The sequence below is a fragment of the Nitrosomonas sp. Is37 genome, from assembly GCF_033063275.1.
GTDB lineage: Bacteria > Pseudomonadota > Gammaproteobacteria > Burkholderiales > Nitrosomonadaceae > Nitrosomonas.
In genome coordinates this window covers 1-16,217 of the sequence record NZ_JAWJYP010000024.1, presented here as the reverse complement: position 1 = coordinate 16,217, position 16,217 = coordinate 1, and the positions used below count along the sequence as shown (strand labels likewise).

The following is a 16,217-nucleotide window of genomic DNA, read 5'->3' as shown; positions in this document are numbered from 1 at the left end:
TCATGACAATAGTAGCATGTGCGCTCATTTGCCAGTAATTACAGCTACGGCAAAGTTTAATCTGTCACTCTCAACAGGAGTCCCTTGAGATAAGCACCTTCCGGAAAACTAAGTAAGATGGGATGATCAGGTGCTGCCATCTGTTGGTCAATAATGTGTGCGCTAACACCTGCATCCAAAGCAGCCCCGGCAACGATTTTCTGAAACAGATCGCTACTAATTCCACCGGAACAGGAATAGGTTGCCAATATGCCACCCGATCTGAGTAATTTGAAAGCGAGTAGATTGATATCCTTGTATCCACGCGCTGCCTTGGCTGCAAATGAAGCAGTGGGCGCAAATTTAGGTGGATCAAGAATGATCAGATCAAACTTCCGATTCTGATCACGCAATTTACGCAGCATCTGAAATACATCGGCACATTGCCATTCTTGGGAATCCGTTGCCAGTCCGTTCAGGGCAAAATTGTGTTGTGCCAGTTTCAATGCATCTTCCGATGAATCCACGGACAGGAGTGATTTGGCCCCTCCTTGCTTGGCATATACAGAAAACCCGCCGCTGTAGCAGAAACAGTTGAGTACCTCTTTGTCTTTTGCCAATGTGCCAATTTTGGCGCGATTATCGCGCTGATCCAGATAAAATCCTGTTTTCTGTCCTCTGACTACGTCCACTGCAAAATGTAGACCATATTCTTTAATTATCAGATCATGGGGCAATCCACCCCACAGCACACCGGTACGTTTGGTCAAGCCTTCTAATTCGCGTACCTCAGTATCGGAACGTTCGTAAATACAGGTTGGGTTAAATAAATTTTTTAAAATATCCAGGATCACTTCACGCCAGCGTTCTGCCCCCACACTGCCAATCTGGATAACCAGCACGCGATCGTATTGATCGATTACTAAGCCAGGCAAGCCATCGGATTCACCGTGCACTAGGCGGCAACCCGTACTAAATTGAGACAAACCCAGATCTTCGCGAAATCTCAATGCGTGAGTTAATTTCCGGTAAAAGAATACTTCATCAATACGCTCATCTTGCTGCCACGACCATACACGGGCTGCAATCGGTGCTTTGGAATGATAGGCTGCATGCGCAAGGAAAGCATCCTGGTTCGTGTATATCTGCACAGTATCGCCATCGTTCGGATTACCTTCTACCCGACCAATTGCACCCGAATAAATCCATGGATGCCGACGCAACAGGGATTTTTCTTTTCCTGCCTTGAGGATGATTTTTTTCATAAAATCTTAGGTAGTGAGCTCTTAGCAATCAAATCATTTCATGCCTGGACAAATCGTCTTCTGGCACAACATCAGGAATGCGCGCAATGTTATCAAGCCATACTGTTGCTTCGCTGTCGCTCGGTGCTCGATAATCTCCCCGCGGGGAAAGTGAGCCACCTGAACCCACCTTGGGCGCGTTGGGGATGCAACTGCGTTTGAATTGGCTGATCTGGAAGAACCGGTAGGCGAAAACCTGTAGCCAGTGCTTGATTTCACCAATAGTGTATTGATTGCGCCTGTTCTCGGGTATGTTAGGCCAGCGGCCTTGTGTACGGTCACGCCAACAACAATAGGCCAGAAAAGCAATTTTGGTCGGCAGATAACCAAATCGTGTAATGTAATACAAGTTAAAATCCTGCAGCTCATAAGGACCGATGATGGCCTCTGTGCGCTGAGCAGGCTGAGTGCTATCTATTTTTCCTGGAACTAGTTCAGGACTGATTTCTGTGTCCAGGATTGCACGAAGGACACAACTTACTTCATTACCGAGCTGATCAGTATCAACAACCCAGCGAATCAGAAATTGAATCAGTGTCTTGGGTACGCTGGCATTAATGGCGTAATGTGACATGTGATCGCCGACACCATAAGTGCACCAACCCAAAGCCAATTCGCTCAGATCCCCGGTGCCAAGCACCAGGGCATGGTGATGATTTGCAAGGCGAAAAAGGTGATTGGTACGTTCACCTGCCTGCACGTTTTCAAATGTGACGTCATAGACTGGTTCACCGTGAATGAATGGATGGTCAAGATCCCGCAGCATTTGTTCGCAACTTGGTCGGATATCGAGTTCATGCGCAGTGCAGCCAAGGACCTGCATGAGTGCTTTGGCATTGGCCAGAGTATGTTCGCTCGTGGCAAAGGCGGGCATGGTATAAGCGAGAATATTCGTGCGCGGGAAGTGCAATACATCCATGGCTCGGGCTGCCACGATGAGCGCATGCGTGGAATCCAGTCCTCCCGAGACGCCAATAACGATTTTGTGGATACCCGTGTGTTTCAGTCGTTTCACTAATCCCTGCACTTGGATATTGTAAGCTTCATAACAACGACTATCGCGTGTGGCTGGATCAGCGGGAACATAAGGAAAACGATCATAGTGGCGCTGACAAAGTAACCGGATAGTAGTTGGTAAGCTGACCTCAAAGGAAATTTCACGAAATTGTCGAATTTTTTCTTGATAATACTGTGCACTTTGGCCAAAACTATTCTGCCGCATACGCTCCTGAATCAGGTGATCCAAATCCAGGTCCGCAAAAATTAATTGTGAACCTTCATGAAACCGGCTGGATTCAGCCACAAGAACACCATTCTCATAAACCATGGCATGACCATCCCAGGCGAGATCCGTAGTCGATTCGCCCGTGCCGGCTGCTGTATAAAGATATCCTGCAAGGCAGCGCGCAGACTGATTGGCCACTAGATTATGGCGATATTCATGCTTGCCGATCGTGACGTTAGAGGCTGAAAGATTTAGCAGCAGGGTGGCACCTGCCAGTGCTGCATGAGATGAAGGTGGAATAGGAACCCACAGATCCTCGCAGATTTCTGTAAAGAAACTGAAGTGGGGTTGGTTTTTTGCCTGAAACAACAATTTTTCACCGAACGGAATCGCGCTTTGACCGCATAGGGTAATGGTGTCACAGCCTGCTGCAGTGGCAGGGGCGAACTGCCGCAATTCATAGAATTCCCGATAATTGGGGAGGAAAGTCTTAGGGGCGACACCGAGAATACGGCCGCGATAAACAATTGCTGCACAGTTGAAAAGCAGATGATTCACTTGCAAAGGTAAGCCGACTACTGTGATCAGATCAAGTTGCTCTGAAGCTTCTAACACCCTGCTGAGTGCATCAATCGCGCCTGCAAGCAAAGTCTGCTGATGGAATAAGTCTTCACATGAGTAAGCCGTCAATCCTAACTCCGGAAAGAGGGCAAGGATGGCATGTTGCTCAGCTGCTTGGGTCATCAGTGTAATGGTTGCAGAGGCATTAAATGCTGGATCAGCCACGCGCATATCGGGTACGCCAACAGCGACACGGACAAAACTATGGTGATATAAATTAAAAAATTCTGTATTTGTTGACATAAACTAGGCAGTCGGCAGGAAACGCATGGATAAATCCAATGCCTTGATATCTTTAGTCAGACTGCCGATAGAAATTCTGTCTACCCCTGTTTCCGCTACTGTGCGCACATTCGCCTGAGTGATATTGCCTGAGGCTTCAAGAATAGCGCGTTTACTCGTGAATTGTTGATTCAAAGCGACAGCTTGGCGCAATCTTTCAGGATCGAAATTATCCAGCAGGATCATGGCTGCACCAGCATTGAGTGCTTGTTGCAATTCATCCAGTGTTTCAACCTCAATTTGGATAAAGACGTCAGGAGATGCGATTTCCTTTGCTTTTCGTAAAGCTGGCTCAATTCCACCAGCGGCCAGAATGTGATTTTCCTTGATGAGAATACCATCGTACAGTCCAAAACGATGATTACTACCGCCACCGCATTTTACTGCATATTTTTGTGCAAATCTTAATCCGGGCAAAGTCTTACGCGTATCGACAATGACTGCGTTTGTGCCTGAAATGGCATCGACATAGCGCCGCGTCTGGGTAGCAACAGCAGAAAGCATTTGCAGGAAATTCAATGCAGTGCGTTCTGCCGTTAACAAAGCTCTGGCGTTTCCTGTTATTTCGCACAGCTTTTGATCTGCTTGAACTGTTTCGCCTTCCTGAGCTAGCCAGCTTATTTTGATACTGGGTGATAGTTGCTGGAAACATTCTTCAAACCAGGCAGCACCGCACAATACTGCTTGCTCCCTACTGATAACGCTAGCAGTCAGAGCTTTATCTGCAGGGACCAGTAATGCAGTCAGATCACCTGTGCCAATATCTTCTGCTAATGCCAGACCAACATTTTTTTTGATTTCTTCATGCCATACCATGGAATGCTCAATCTTCATTATGCTTCTAATCGCCTCATTGTATAGCAATTGGCTTAATCCTGACTGAATGAAATGGCTAAAGGAACAGAACTTTTCAATCCAACAAAGAAAACAGTAAGAAAGCCAAACGCTTTGTAATTTTTCTTGATGCATTTTTCATTCTTCTGATTTTTTGAAATGAAAAAAAATTTCGATACATCGAAATAATTTTTAATAAATATGACTGATCATATTTTTATTTAAGGCATTGATTTATTTATAGATTATAACTTGTAACATGAAATATAAGGGTTACTCCGTACGTGTTTGCACGTATTTAATTATTTTCTATTTTTCTATCAAATATGACCTGGTATGACCTGGTTTATTATTTTGAAATTGTTTTTGTAAATGAAGGAGGCTACATGAGATTAACTAAACCATTTACCAAGAATGTCAGGAAAAATAAATTTATTCCAGGCAGTGGTCCTGAGATCATGTATAGAGACGAAGATTTTTTCTCTCGTTCCGCTGTTTCGGCTTATCATAAAGCGCAAGTGAGGGGATTTCAACCGAAGCATAAATTAGATGATTGGTATGCTGCAGAAGAGGAGAAAACATAATGAATATAAATAACAACCGCTGAAGAGGAGGAAACATAATGAATGTAACGATTACTTCGACCGTGTTCATTTTAGCAATGGCTTCCAGTATTTTGGGATTTACTCCGGTAAATTCAATAGCACAAGAAATTAAAGCTAATATTTCTGTTAATGATGACCAACAGAAAATTAGAGTTAGTAATGATGACGAACGGAAAATTATACTCAGTATTAATTCTGTTGATGGCGTACAGAAGCTAAAAGAAGGTCAAGAGATTTTTCGCTTCGATACCTTTGGCAGTGAGCAGTTGTGGACTGACGTATTTGGAATGCATAAGGTCATAGAGACTGAGGTTTCTCCTGCTACTGCATTAGCTGTCGGCCTCAAGGTCGATGTTGAAGCCTTGCCGCAGGAGCTTATTAATGCGCTTAAGGCCGGTCAGGTTGATCTTACAAAACCAGCGGTTACAGTGGAATTGTTACGCCTGAATGCAGTCGTCGGCGTGCAGGGTAGCGTGGATGAAGCAGGCCAGCTCACTAAAGTTGGCATCACATGTGCCCTGTGCCACTCCACCGTCGATAACTCGCTCGCGCCGGGTATTGGCAAGCGGCTTGATGGATGGGCCAACATCAACTTGAATGTGGGTGCGATTGTTTCACTGTCACCAGCGATAGACGATGCTACTAAAGCACAGTTCTTGACCTGGGGGCCAGGTAAGTATGATCCGCGTCATCATTTCTTTGATGGTACCAGCATCGTTCCGCTCAATAGCCCGACGCTGCCGGTTGTTATTCCCTCGATCTTCGGATTGCAGGGCGTCGGCTTCGAGACATTCACAGGGGATGGGCCTATCTCTTATTGGAATAGCTATGTTGGCGTAGGGCAGATGGGTGGGAAAGGAAACTTCAGCGATCCACGACTTCCTCCTGCAGGTGTCACCATCACGCAAACTCCGGATCTGGTTACACCGAAGCTACCGGCACTGCTTGAGTATCAATTAAGCCTGCTAACTCCGAAGGCTGCAAAAGATAGCTTTGATCCAGCAGCTGCTCTGCAGGGCAAGCTTTTGTTCCGCAACAAAGCCGGTTGTGTTAGCTGTCATGCGGGGCGGAAATTCACTGATGTAAGGCGAGGACCGAATCGGGACGAACCATTACTACATGATCCAGCCGAAGTGGGTGCGGAACCAGTATATGCTAGCAGAAGTGCTACAGGAAAATACCGGACAACGCCGTTGCGAGGACTTCAGCTACATCCGCCTTATTTTCATGATGGGAGCGCAGCGGACCTGCCTGCCGTGGTCAATCATTATGACAAGCACTTTGGGCTGAATTTGACAGATGGAGAGAAGGCAGATCTCGTCGAATATCTCAAGTCAATTTGATGGCGAATTAGATTAGCTCAGATTTTCCATTAGAAATATTAAGCTAGATTCCTCAGTTGATCGCTTCTACTGTTAATAACAGTATAAGCGATCAACTAAAGAATCTAGCTTAAAAGTTAATGAGCAATCTAAGTTTAACATCTGGCAGGTCACGAGATCCCAGCAACGTTTGGTGTTTCGCGATCTCCTTTACAGCGAAATTAGGTGTTCTTGCTGCTTGTGGGTGTTTTCCTCCAGACTTTGCTCTTGTAAGAATGTGAAGCGAGCAAAATAGAACAGACCCTGAAGCATACCTACGACATTACCTATCTTCGTTATGGGCATTCACTATTTGGTTTAAGAGAATTAGTGTCGTTTTCAAGTCTTTAAGCTGAAACTCAAAACGCTGATCATTTGCTACGCTCAGACCAAGATAGCTAGCCGAGAGTACATGACGATCTTTAACAGTATTCGCCTGATAATGCAGATGTCGGTTGCTATATCGTGCAGTCATTCCCAGTAACAGAGTGCAAAGGTAGCAATCATGGCTACCAATAGCAGGATTTGTAATCGATTGGCTGAGCGCGGTGTCGCTAAGACTGCAACCGATAAAACATTCCGGCGAGCAGTGTGCAGCATCCAGGCGCAGGTGTTAGCAAGGGTTCTGTGAGATACTTTCTTGGCATATATGGTGCAGTCTCATTGTTGATGTCGATATCATAATCAGATCTACAAGCACCATATATATTCTCCATTTATTAATAAAAAATTTGATAAATTATTGAAATTAATTACTTGTTCATGAGGATGCTTTAGAATCTGTCCTCTACTTTTGTCATAAATTCAGATGACATATTATTGAGCGAAAGCAGGTTATTGAGCGAAAGCTGGCAGGGTGTTTGTGTTGCCCACCCTGCTGATGAATTTAAGAACCCTTAGTTAATGGTTTGCCTGTTATTAACCAAAGTAATCAACATGGGTTTAATTTGACTTCTGTACGTACTGAGTTCGAGACATCCATCCTCCTGACTGACCGTAATCAATATTTACTTGGTCGGTCGTTAGCGTGCATTTAGCCGAGTTACTTTTTGAATTCGAATGATACTTGTAGCTGACTCCATTGTATGTGCTTGAGCCATTAGCGACATAACTGTCGGAGTACTGCTCATCCTCGCTACAGTTCATAGTAATCGTCTGGGGTGGGGTGCCCTGATAACAAGTGAGCTGAGTAGAGTCCACTTGCATACTGCCTTTAGAAACAGTGGCGGACACATCGATCGCATTCACAAAAGCTGAACCATAGCCATAGCAATAAAAAAACTGTTCATTACTGAACCCGTTTACTGATACATAGCTGTTATCAGGGAAGCGCTGGTCGGACGATCCGAACACAGAGAGATATTCATAGGTATCAGGGTTATAAGTATATCCGCTCAGGTAAACTGATTTTGAAGAAGTAGTATCGCCACCGTATGCAGTCGTGAAAGCGAATACCGCACAGACAGCGAAGACCTTATTGAAGATCTTTTTATTCATTATTGTTTCTCCATGTAGTTTTTATGAATGAATTGTTCTAAACCAGTAGATTTTAAGGTTCGATTATTTCGGCATCTATGACACCGCCTTTTGCTGCTCGTACCTGTTGCACTGTTAACATAGTTTTATTGATGACCGCGCCAGCTGTTGAGCTGGCGCTTACAATACCTTGTGCATCAAATAGGCTGCATTCAGCTGCAGAAGTCCGTTTCTCCTAATACAGATACAAATAAAAGTGACTCATAAAAGCGATTTTTATTTGTTACGCCATGGAGCCACTGTGGAATATCACGCATTTCCTGCCTCTGGAACTTTGGTATGAGCTTCGAGCACAGGGCTCCAATTTCTTCTCAATAGGATTGATGAGAGCTACTGCATGATGAGTTACTTAAACGGTTCTTATTGCTGAAAATTTAGCGTTATTTAGGTGATAAAAGAAAGCGTGATTCTAATCGGTCTGTTTGGACTGCTCGAGCAATTGAGAGAGGGAGTGATCGATATTTCGGCAGGGCAGCTCAGCGCACTGATCACTCAGGGTCATGATGGCTTCCATCTGGAGAAAGAACTGATTACTTTGGATCAAGCTCGACACTTGCTCAACGCTAGCCTTGGTAGGAGTAGTTTGATCATATGATGGCGAGTTAAAACTTCTGCAAATAGTCAGCACCGTTAAATGGCATAAATACGTCACCTTTCCGCTCAAAGGGGACGCTGCCTAGCCCCTCCAGAAAGAGTCGCCCAGAGAGTCGGTACTCCACCTTCTCGCGGCTAGATTTTTCCAATTCGCCTAATTGCTTCCATAACGTTCCTAGAGTGCTGGTCGCTTTTACTTCCATCACCTTCTCACCCATGCGGGGCACGGTCACGACCTGATCGGACAGGCCCTTAGCGAAATCCACTCCATTAAGTTCAACATCAAAAGTCATGCCATTAATACGTAGAGCAATGTCATTGGGATTCTGAATGCGTAGCTTGAGGTTAAAGCGTTGCTCCAGGAGACCGAGTTCTACAAGCTCGATGTCAGCCAAAGAGATGCTGGGGTTTTGTTTTATTCCTCCCAGCTGGGTGCAACCAGCTACTAAAGCAGTCATACCTAGAAACAGCATCAAACCAAAGCGTTTCATGACACTCTCCAAACAAAAAATCGCGTTTAAAAAACAACCCTTAGATGAGATTTCTAGGCTTGAGTTTGCTGTAATGGTCGCTTGCGTGCTTGCACGTAAAGCAGTGGATGAAAGAATTTGATTAGTGTTCATATATTTCCCACTTTATTTTTAATTTTCCTTTTAAAAACTAAATCACCGAGTCTAACGGCTTTAACAGATTTAAATCCGTACATTTACGTAAGGTGTCAGGGTCAGTATTGTTAACGCCTCATTAAATATTGTTAACGCCTCATTAAAATGGGTAGAAATAAACTTCAAAGTAATTCTTCTATAATAGAAATGGAATAATGAGTAGCTGCTTCGTGAAGCGGTGGGTTGCGCCACAATGTTAATCCATTCCCCACGGATTACACGCCCTTACTACCTTACTCCAATCGAACATCCGCTGCGCTGCTTCATCGCGCGAAATCATCGGCTCGAAGACGCGATCGATCTGCCAATGCTCAGCGATTTCTTTGGTGCCATTCCACACATCCGCAGTCAATCCCGCGAGATACGCAGCGCCGAGCGCGGTGGTCTCGATAATGCGTGGGCGCACGACGGGTACCCCGAGCAAATCGGCTTGATGCTGCATCAGTAAATTATTCGCAGCTGCACCGCCATCGACGCGCAATTCTTTGATCGGTGTAGCGGCGTCCTTTTGCATCGCGAGCAACAGTTCGGCAGATTGATAACCGATGGCTTCGAGCGCAGCGCGCGCGATATGCGCGTGTGTGGTGCCACGCGTTAAACCGAAAATTGCACCGCGCGCGCGTGGGTCCCAATGCGGCGAGCCAAGGCCCGTGAATGCGGGCACGAAATACACACCACCACTGTCGGGCACTGACATTGCAAGCGCTTCGATTTCCGCCGCACTTTTGATAATGCCGAGGCCATCGCGCAACCATTGCACGACAGCGCCGCAGATAAACACACTGCCTTCGAGCGCAAACACCGGTTGCGTATCGAGCTGCGCTGCACTTGTCGTGAGCAGACCATGCTGTGATTCGCAGGCGCGATCACCCGTTTGCATAAGCATGAAGCAACCCGTGCCGTAGGTATTTTTCACCATGCCAGGCGCATGACACGCCTGCCCAAATAATGCAGCCTGTTGATCGCCAGCGACGCCGCCGATCAAAATCGGAGCGCCGAATATATCGGGTGCGGTGTAACCGTAATCCGCGCTCGAAGCAAAAATCTGTGGCAATACCTGCGCGGGAATATCGAGCACATCAAGCAATTCATCGTCCCAGCGATTATGATGAATATCAAACAGCAATGTGCGCGATGCATTCGTCACATCGGTTGCGTGCATTTTGCCGCGCGTCAAATTCCACAACAGCCACGTATCGACCGTACCGAAAGCAAGCTCGCCATTTTCAGCGCGCTTACGTGCATCCTGATAATGATCGAGCAGCCATGCTAGCTTAGTTCCCGAAAAGTACGGATCAAGCAACAACCCCGTGCGCTCACGAAATAATTGCTCATGCTGTGATTTTAATTGCGCACAGAAATCAGCCGTACGGCGATCCTGCCAGACGATGGCATTGTCGATCGGCTTGCCAGTGTGCCGATCCCACAACAATGTAGTCTCGCGCTGATTTGTGATGCCGATTGCCGCGACATCGCGCGCAGTGATGTTCGCTTTGACGAGCGCCTGCTGCGCCACCGCGAGCTGGCTCTGCCAAATATCATGCGGATCGTGCTCTACCCAACCTGGCTTCGGATAGATTTGCCGATATTCCTGCTGCGCGATAGCGTGAATGCGCGCGACGCTATCGAAAACGATCGCGCGCGAACTCGTAGTACCCTGATCCATGGCCAGTACATAGCGCATAGCGTGACTCTCTTTTTATATGAACTTTTGTTTATTTAAGTACGAATTTGTCGATCATCAGTTGCGGTTTAGTCGCGCGCTCATCGTTGGGCAAGATACAACTAAGCTCGCCAGCTTGCAATCCCAACACTAAACCGAGCCCTAAACTGAGCTACTACCTCGATAATTGTAAGCTCCTCCTCACGTACGGCTAAAATCTAGAGAGTACATCATCTCTTCGGAAGAACCAAAATTATCTAGCTCGGTTAGCGTTGCCTATTATTTAGGCAGCGCTAATTTGCATTTGCCTTGCACGACATAGAGCAGTTATCCACAACCTTACCCCCTGTATTTGTGAGTAATCGACTAGTCTCTCACCTGATCAATCATTAATCGCTGCTTCGCCTTGGTGCGGCAATTTAACCAACAGAGGCCAGCGATCATGTATCCAGTGATATTGAGGGGGCGTGTTGACCATAACCACATAGACTCACTGCTCTTCGTTTCTTTCTGCCAGAAGCCCCTGAATCACCATTTTGGTATCCAATGGTATCTAGTGAGTTCGCTTCTGATGGTCTTTTTCCATGAAACTATCGGCCGATATGAGCACCGGCCTGGGATGCCAGGGTTTCTATTTACCCATTCCTCGCCTTTGGGGCGTTGGGAAATCATAAAGCAGACATCCCAAAGAAAAAACGGCGTAATACCTCGCTGCTTGCGGCGGGGATAGTCGGTTTTAGGTCTCTACTATTTTATTTGACCCAGCTTTTACTGGGATTGGATCTCACGGCATTTGTCATAACAAAAATATCAATTGACCCTCAAGTAAAGTTTTTTTATGGCGTTAATAATCTCGATAAATTGATGCTACTTGTGGGTTTGCCGGCCTGAATTGTTTTCTTATTTCTCTACGCCATAACCCGATTTTTCATGAATAAAATGGCTATGCTGCATGCATATTTGTGTAGATTGATTAATACCCAACAACAGAAAAGCTAATTAAAAATGAAACAAGAAAAATTGTTGATGCAAAGGATGAGAAACTTTGCTCCTAGTCCTAATACTCATTTGTGATGATGACTTATAGCAGCGGGAGATCATGAGATGGCGTTTGTGAATGAAAGAAAAGAAGATGGAACATGGCAGACCATTGACCGGGAGCGGAATCTTGTTCTCCAAAAGGTAGGTGGGGGTAGACCACAAGAGCCTACAGAATTTAATTTAAATATCAGTGGTGAGAATGTCAGATTTTATGCTTTTCAAAGAATAAAGCAGTTGGAAAGCGGTAAAGATCATATAGAGTGGCGTGTCGTAGAAATTATTGCTCCTCCTAATCTGAAATCAGATAGATCTAAATTGCATCCTCTTATCGAGGAAGCTTTGAATGGTTATGGTTTTGCTTCTTCTCGCGAATATGTCGAAACCTTGATAGTTACTTTTGCCGCTAATCTATAGGAACTTCGGAAAATGGATGCGCAATCCGCAGTTAATGAAATTATTGCCCGAAATGCTGCCAATAACCCAATGTCCGTTAATGAACTTCGAGCGTTGGCAAATACCGTAGATGTCAGTACAGGAAATTCAACAATATTGCTGTATAGCGGGGGCGTAGGTGAAATTACAGATCCAATTACTGGATTTAGAAATTTTGCAGCTATGCAACTTGCAGAATCTCTATCAAATGGCTCCACTGTAAAGACAATTGCAGATACAGAGATAAGTACTTTTTTAAAAAGTGATGATTTTATCCAGGCATTAAGAAAGGCTGCTGATTCTGAAGGAATTGGTTATGGTGCTTTATATCTTGGAGTCGATGCGAATGGTGTTCGCATCAACAACGCCAGTTTTTGGGATGAGGCATCAGCACGGCTTGTGAACAGCCATGCAGGTGATTTTCGCCTGATCATGCCGCATGCGCCAGATGGCAGTGTTGCTGTGGCAACGGAAATTCCAGCCCTATTGAGCAAAACTATCCAGCCGGGACAGAAAGTCAACGGTATTGATCTCAAGGATTGGCAAGATCGGTATCAGGTGGAGAAACTGTTATACGGTGAGAATGCTGCAAAGGCAGAGCTAGTCGATCTCATTCGTACCACATCCAATGCAGATCTAGCAGATGTGAATTTGGGGCGCGATAGCACAGGCAAGTTACATGTTGACACGAACAGTTATTTGGGAAGAATGCTTAGCCTGCCTGCCAAGGAAATTCCTGCGAGCGTTGATGTTACCCGCTTAGCATCATTAGAAGATATGCGTTTGACCAATACCGATATGGCTCTGTACGTCAAATACGGCAATTTGCTCAACAAGGCAGGTTTAGTCGGAGATGTTTTAGGCACTGGTTTGGCTATAGCTCAGGCGCAGCATGCCTATAACAATGGGAATCATAACGAGGCAGGCGCTATTTTAGCTGCGCATGCTGGTAGTTTAGTGGGTGGCTTTGCCGCTGGAACGGCATCTGCTGCGCTCGTGGCTGGACTTCTGCTTGCGCCTGGTATCAATGTTGGTGTGGGAACCGGCATGGTGATAACGGGAGTGGCTGGATTTACCGGTGGCTATTTTGGTAGTTTGGCTGGGGAGAAGCTTTTCGAAGATCTGTATATGAATATTACAAGTTTCGATATGACGCGCTTTTTCCAGAATGTTGCAGAAAACTTTTCCTGGGCGATTAGTCGTCTCGGTACTTATATCATGCAAGATCTGGGTGATCTTGTTGGTGTACCAAATACCGTCAATAATCTCTTTCTCCAATTCAAGAACTGGGTGCCACCTCGGACAGACCCGCTGGTGCTTGATCTGGATAATGATGGTATCGAAACCTTTGGCATTAATGGCTCGATTGTCTTTGATCACGATGGTGATGGTATTAAAACTGGTACCGGCTGGGTGAACAGAGATGATGGTTTCCTGGTGCTGGATCGTAATGGCAATGGCACCATCGATACAGGGGCAGAGCTGTTTGGGGTTGATACCGTTAAATCTGATGGAAAATTAGCTATCAATGGTTTTGATGCATTATCGGATCTGGATTCCAATGCGGATAGGTTATTTAACCAGAACGATGCGCAATTTTCGCAGGTGCGAGTTTGGCGGGACCTGAACCAGAATGGTATTTCAACAGCTAATGAGTTGTTTTCATTATCACAGCTGAGTGTAGTCAGTATTGATTTAAACGCCACCAGCAAAAATGTCAATCTTGGCAATGGCAATGTGCAAACAGCCTCAGCGGCGCATTTGACTGTGGATGGTGAGGGACAGACAGGCAACTTGGACCTTGCCAGTAATCCATTTTATCGGGAGTTTGTTAATAGCATTCCACTTACAGAAGAAGCATTCGGTCTGCCAGAGGCAAGAGGATCTGGTTGGGTGCGCGATCTGCGAGAAGCAGTCAGTTTGTCCCCAGTCCTAGTTAGTTTAGTAAAAAGTTACGCCAGCCAGACAAGCTATGCTGGTCAGAAAGCATTGCTGGATGACTTGTTAACTGCCTGGGCTGAAACTTCTACCATGAAAACCAGTGTCGAGCGGGCTGCAGACAAAGGTTATTACCTGTTTTATTTGATACCGGGTCAATCATGGTCAGATCATGATAAACATCTTGGCTATTGGAGTACGACAGATAGCAGTGTTCTGGATACGCTTAGCGCAGAGGGGCGTGAAGAATATCAATCACTTTTGCAACAGCAGCAGGAAACAGTAGGAATTCTCAGCATATTGGAGCGCTTTAATGCTTCGCCTTTTGTAGCGGTAGGTGCGGACCGAGTAACGTTGGGCAATGGGTCCCAGAACATAGTGAATCTGGTGCGGAATAGTGATGGTACAAGTACAAAAAGAGTATTCGTATCTTTATCAATTGCGCAAACAGAGATGATGCAGCAAGGCTATGAAACATTGAAAGAATCTGTGTATGGAAGTCTGGTTTTACAGACGCGCCTTTCACCATACTCGAATGAGATTACCCTGAATGTGACCGAAACAGCGGGAGTTTCTGTGGATTTTTCTGCAATGAATTTGTTGCTTAATAATCAGAAAGATGTGGATCCTGCTTCAGCGCTGACCGACTTAATCGAATTGAACAAATATGCGGGGCAAATATTATACCAAAATGGCTGGACTGGTCTTGAGATGCTGCGAAATTGGATTGATGAAGGCGTCGGTGGTGAGCAAGCAGAAATCATTCTTCAGGAGTTAGGTGTAAGTATTATTGAGCGGGATATTACCACCGGTAACAATGATGACATCATTTTTGGTGAACCAGGCAATATAGCGTTAAACGGCTATATCGGTAACGATATCCTCAATGGTGGTACTGGGAATGATACTCTTGGGGGAAGTAACGGTAACGATATTCTTCAAGGTGGCGGTGGTCGCGATCTATTGATGGGTGGCGACGGTGACGATATTTTGCGCGGTGGCATGGGAGAAAACGATCATCTGAGAGGTGATAACGGTAACGATACTTACCTATTTGCCGCTGGTGACGGCAATACTTCCATCGATAACTACGATACCAGTGCCGGCCGCTATGATGTCTTGCGTTTCTTGGAAGGGATCAATCCTAGCGATGTAGTAATAACGCGTGATACCCACAATCTATACCTCACCCTGCAAAGTACCGGTGAGAAAATCACCGTCAGCAACTACTTTTATCAAGATGCTGCCAGCGCTTGGGTACTGGATGCTGTTGAGTTCAGTGATGGCACCAGCTGGGATATTGCAGCTGTCAAACAAATGGTCATGCGAAGTACTTTGGGTAACGACAATATTATAGGCTTTGAGTCGGATGACACCATTGATGGCATGGGAGGTGATGACATTTTATCTGGCGCTGGAGGAAATGACCACCTGAGCGGTAGCGATGGCAATGACAGCTTGAATGGCGCAGAAGGCAACGATACTGTAATAGGTGGTGCTAGTAATGACAATCTGTCTGGGAACAATGGCAACGATGTGCTGGAAGGAGGCGAAGGCACCGACACACTGTATGGCGGCAGCGGAGATGATGTGCTGAGAGGTGGCGCAGGCACCAACGATTACCTGACAGGAGATGCCGGCAATGACACCTATTTATTTACTGCCGGGGAGGGCCATACCAGCATCAATAACTATGATACCAGTGTCGGTCGCCATGATGTCTTGCGCTTTATGGAAGGGATCACTCCTGGTGATGTGACGGTGACAGGCGATACCAGCAATCTCTACCTGACCCTGCAAAGTACCGGTGAGAAAATCACCATCAGCAACTACTTTTATCAAGATGGAGCCGGCGCTTATGTACTGGATGCCATTGAGTTCAATGATGGCACGAGCTGGGATGTAATTACCGTTAAACAGAAAGTATTGCAAGGCACGGCAGGGGCTGACAACATCACAGGCTTTGCCAGCAACGATATGATTGATGGCCTGGCTGGCAATGACACCTTGAATGGCGCAGGAGGCAACGATACTGTAATAGGGGGTGCTGGTAATGACATCCTGTCTGGGAGCAATGGCAACGATGTGCTGGAAGGCGGCGACGGCACCGACATGCTGTATGGCGGTGCTGGAGATG

General features: G+C 45.9%; 12 protein-coding genes. 6 read left to right on the top strand and 6 right to left on the bottom strand.

Going from position 1 to position 16,217, the window contains the following annotated elements; all coding sequences use genetic code 11:
* Positions 1 to 56: 56 nt before the first annotated feature.
* From R2Q26_RS11225 to nadC, 3 genes are read right to left on the bottom strand one after another with little or no spacing between them, the layout of a single operon-like run.
* Positions 57 to 1,244, bottom strand: a complete 1,188-nt coding sequence (locus R2Q26_RS11225; RefSeq protein ID WP_317536362.1) for a class I SAM-dependent rRNA methyltransferase — start codon at positions 1,242 to 1,244, stop codon at positions 57 to 59.
* A gap of 28 nt (positions 1,245 to 1,272) precedes the next feature.
* A complete protein-coding gene (locus tag R2Q26_RS11220) occupies positions 1,273 to 3,372 on the bottom strand; it encodes an NAD(+) synthase (RefSeq protein WP_317536361.1) in 2,100 nt (699 codons plus the stop codon).
* A 3-nt stretch (positions 3,373 to 3,375) separates the two neighbouring features.
* The gene (gene nadC, locus R2Q26_RS11215; protein ID WP_317536360.1) at positions 3,376 to 4,245 is read right to left on the bottom strand and encodes a carboxylating nicotinate-nucleotide diphosphorylase; all 870 of its coding nucleotides are present in this window, start codon (positions 4,243 to 4,245) and stop codon (positions 3,376 to 3,378) included.
* Positions 4,246 to 4,631: 386 nt separating this feature from the next.
* Here nadC and R2Q26_RS11210 point away from each other — a divergent pair, with 386 nt between their 5' ends.
* From R2Q26_RS11210 to R2Q26_RS11200, 3 genes are all read left to right on the top strand, one after another.
* Positions 4,632 to 4,829: a DUF2934 domain-containing protein gene (locus R2Q26_RS11210; RefSeq protein ID WP_317536359.1), complete on the top strand. Its 198-nt coding sequence runs from the start codon at positions 4,632 to 4,634 to the stop codon at positions 4,827 to 4,829.
* Between the two features lie 38 nt (positions 4,830 to 4,867).
* Complete coding sequence (locus R2Q26_RS11205) at positions 4,868 to 6,193, top strand: hypothetical protein (protein ID WP_317536358.1); 1,326 nt, start codon at positions 4,868 to 4,870, stop codon at positions 6,191 to 6,193.
* Positions 6,194 to 6,716: 523 nt separating this feature from the next.
* Positions 6,717 to 6,842 carry a hypothetical protein gene (locus R2Q26_RS11200; protein WP_317536357.1) on the top strand — a complete coding sequence of 42 codons (126 nt, stop codon included), beginning with the start codon at positions 6,717 to 6,719 and terminating at the stop codon, positions 6,840 to 6,842.
* Between the two features lie 311 nt (positions 6,843 to 7,153).
* Here R2Q26_RS11200 and R2Q26_RS11195 read toward each other — a convergent pair whose 3' ends face one another.
* A complete protein-coding gene (locus R2Q26_RS11195) occupies positions 7,154 to 7,708 on the bottom strand; it encodes a hypothetical protein (RefSeq protein WP_317536356.1) in 555 nt (184 codons plus the stop codon).
* Positions 7,709 to 8,135: 427 nt separating this feature from the next.
* On the opposite strand from R2Q26_RS11195, the gene R2Q26_RS11190 reads away from it, so the two are divergent.
* Positions 8,136 to 8,342: a hypothetical protein gene (locus R2Q26_RS11190; protein ID WP_317536355.1), complete on the top strand. Its 207-nt coding sequence runs from the start codon at positions 8,136 to 8,138 to the stop codon at positions 8,340 to 8,342.
* Positions 8,343 to 8,349: 7 nt separating this feature from the next.
* Here R2Q26_RS11190 and R2Q26_RS11185 read toward each other — a convergent pair whose 3' ends face one another.
* Entirely contained in the window at positions 8,350 to 8,964 is a 615-nt protein-coding gene (locus tag R2Q26_RS11185) for an LEA type 2 family protein (RefSeq protein WP_317536354.1), read from the bottom strand.
* 238 nt (positions 8,965 to 9,202) lie between these two features.
* Positions 9,203 to 10,690: a glycerol kinase GlpK gene (gene glpK, locus R2Q26_RS11180; protein WP_317536353.1), complete on the bottom strand. Its 1,488-nt coding sequence runs from the start codon at positions 10,688 to 10,690 to the stop codon at positions 9,203 to 9,205.
* A 1,083-nt stretch (positions 10,691 to 11,773) separates the two neighbouring features.
* On the opposite strand from glpK, the gene R2Q26_RS11175 reads away from it, so the two are divergent.
* Positions 11,774 to 12,124: a hypothetical protein gene (locus R2Q26_RS11175; RefSeq protein ID WP_317536352.1), complete on the top strand. Its 351-nt coding sequence runs from the start codon at positions 11,774 to 11,776 to the stop codon at positions 12,122 to 12,124.
* Positions 12,125 to 12,136: 12 nt separating this feature from the next.
* Positions 12,137 to 16,217 (top strand): calcium-binding protein (locus R2Q26_RS11170; protein WP_317536351.1); only part of this gene is annotated, 4,081 nt, incomplete at its 3' end.

What these genes read in the sequence shown, in the direction of transcription:
- R2Q26_RS11225 (WP_317536362.1), bottom strand. Translation starts at nt 1,244, where the DNA reads ATGAAAAAAATCATCCTCAAGGCAGGAAAAGAAAAATCCCTGTTGCGT.
- R2Q26_RS11175 (WP_317536352.1), top strand. Translation starts at nt 11,774, where the DNA reads ATGGCGTTTGTGAATGAAAGAAAAGAAGATGGAACATGGCAGACCATT.
- R2Q26_RS11210 (WP_317536359.1), top strand. Translation starts at nt 4,632, where the DNA reads ATGAGATTAACTAAACCATTTACCAAGAATGTCAGGAAAAATAAATTT.
- R2Q26_RS11220 (WP_317536361.1), bottom strand. Translation starts at nt 3,372, where the DNA reads ATGTCAACAAATACAGAATTTTTTAATTTATATCACCATAGTTTTGTC.
- glpK (WP_317536353.1), bottom strand. Translation starts at nt 10,690, where the DNA reads ATGCGCTATGTACTGGCCATGGATCAGGGTACTACGAGTTCGCGCGCG.
- R2Q26_RS11205 (WP_317536358.1), top strand. Translation starts at nt 4,868, where the DNA reads ATGAATGTAACGATTACTTCGACCGTGTTCATTTTAGCAATGGCTTCC.
- nadC (WP_317536360.1), bottom strand. Translation starts at nt 4,245, where the DNA reads ATGAAGATTGAGCATTCCATGGTATGGCATGAAGAAATCAAAAAAAAT.
- R2Q26_RS11185 (WP_317536354.1), bottom strand. Translation starts at nt 8,964, where the DNA reads ATGAACACTAATCAAATTCTTTCATCCACTGCTTTACGTGCAAGCACG.
- R2Q26_RS11195 (WP_317536356.1), bottom strand. Translation starts at nt 7,708, where the DNA reads ATGAATAAAAAGATCTTCAATAAGGTCTTCGCTGTCTGTGCGGTATTC.
- R2Q26_RS11200 (WP_317536357.1), top strand. Translation starts at nt 6,717, where the DNA reads ATGGCTACCAATAGCAGGATTTGTAATCGATTGGCTGAGCGCGGTGTC.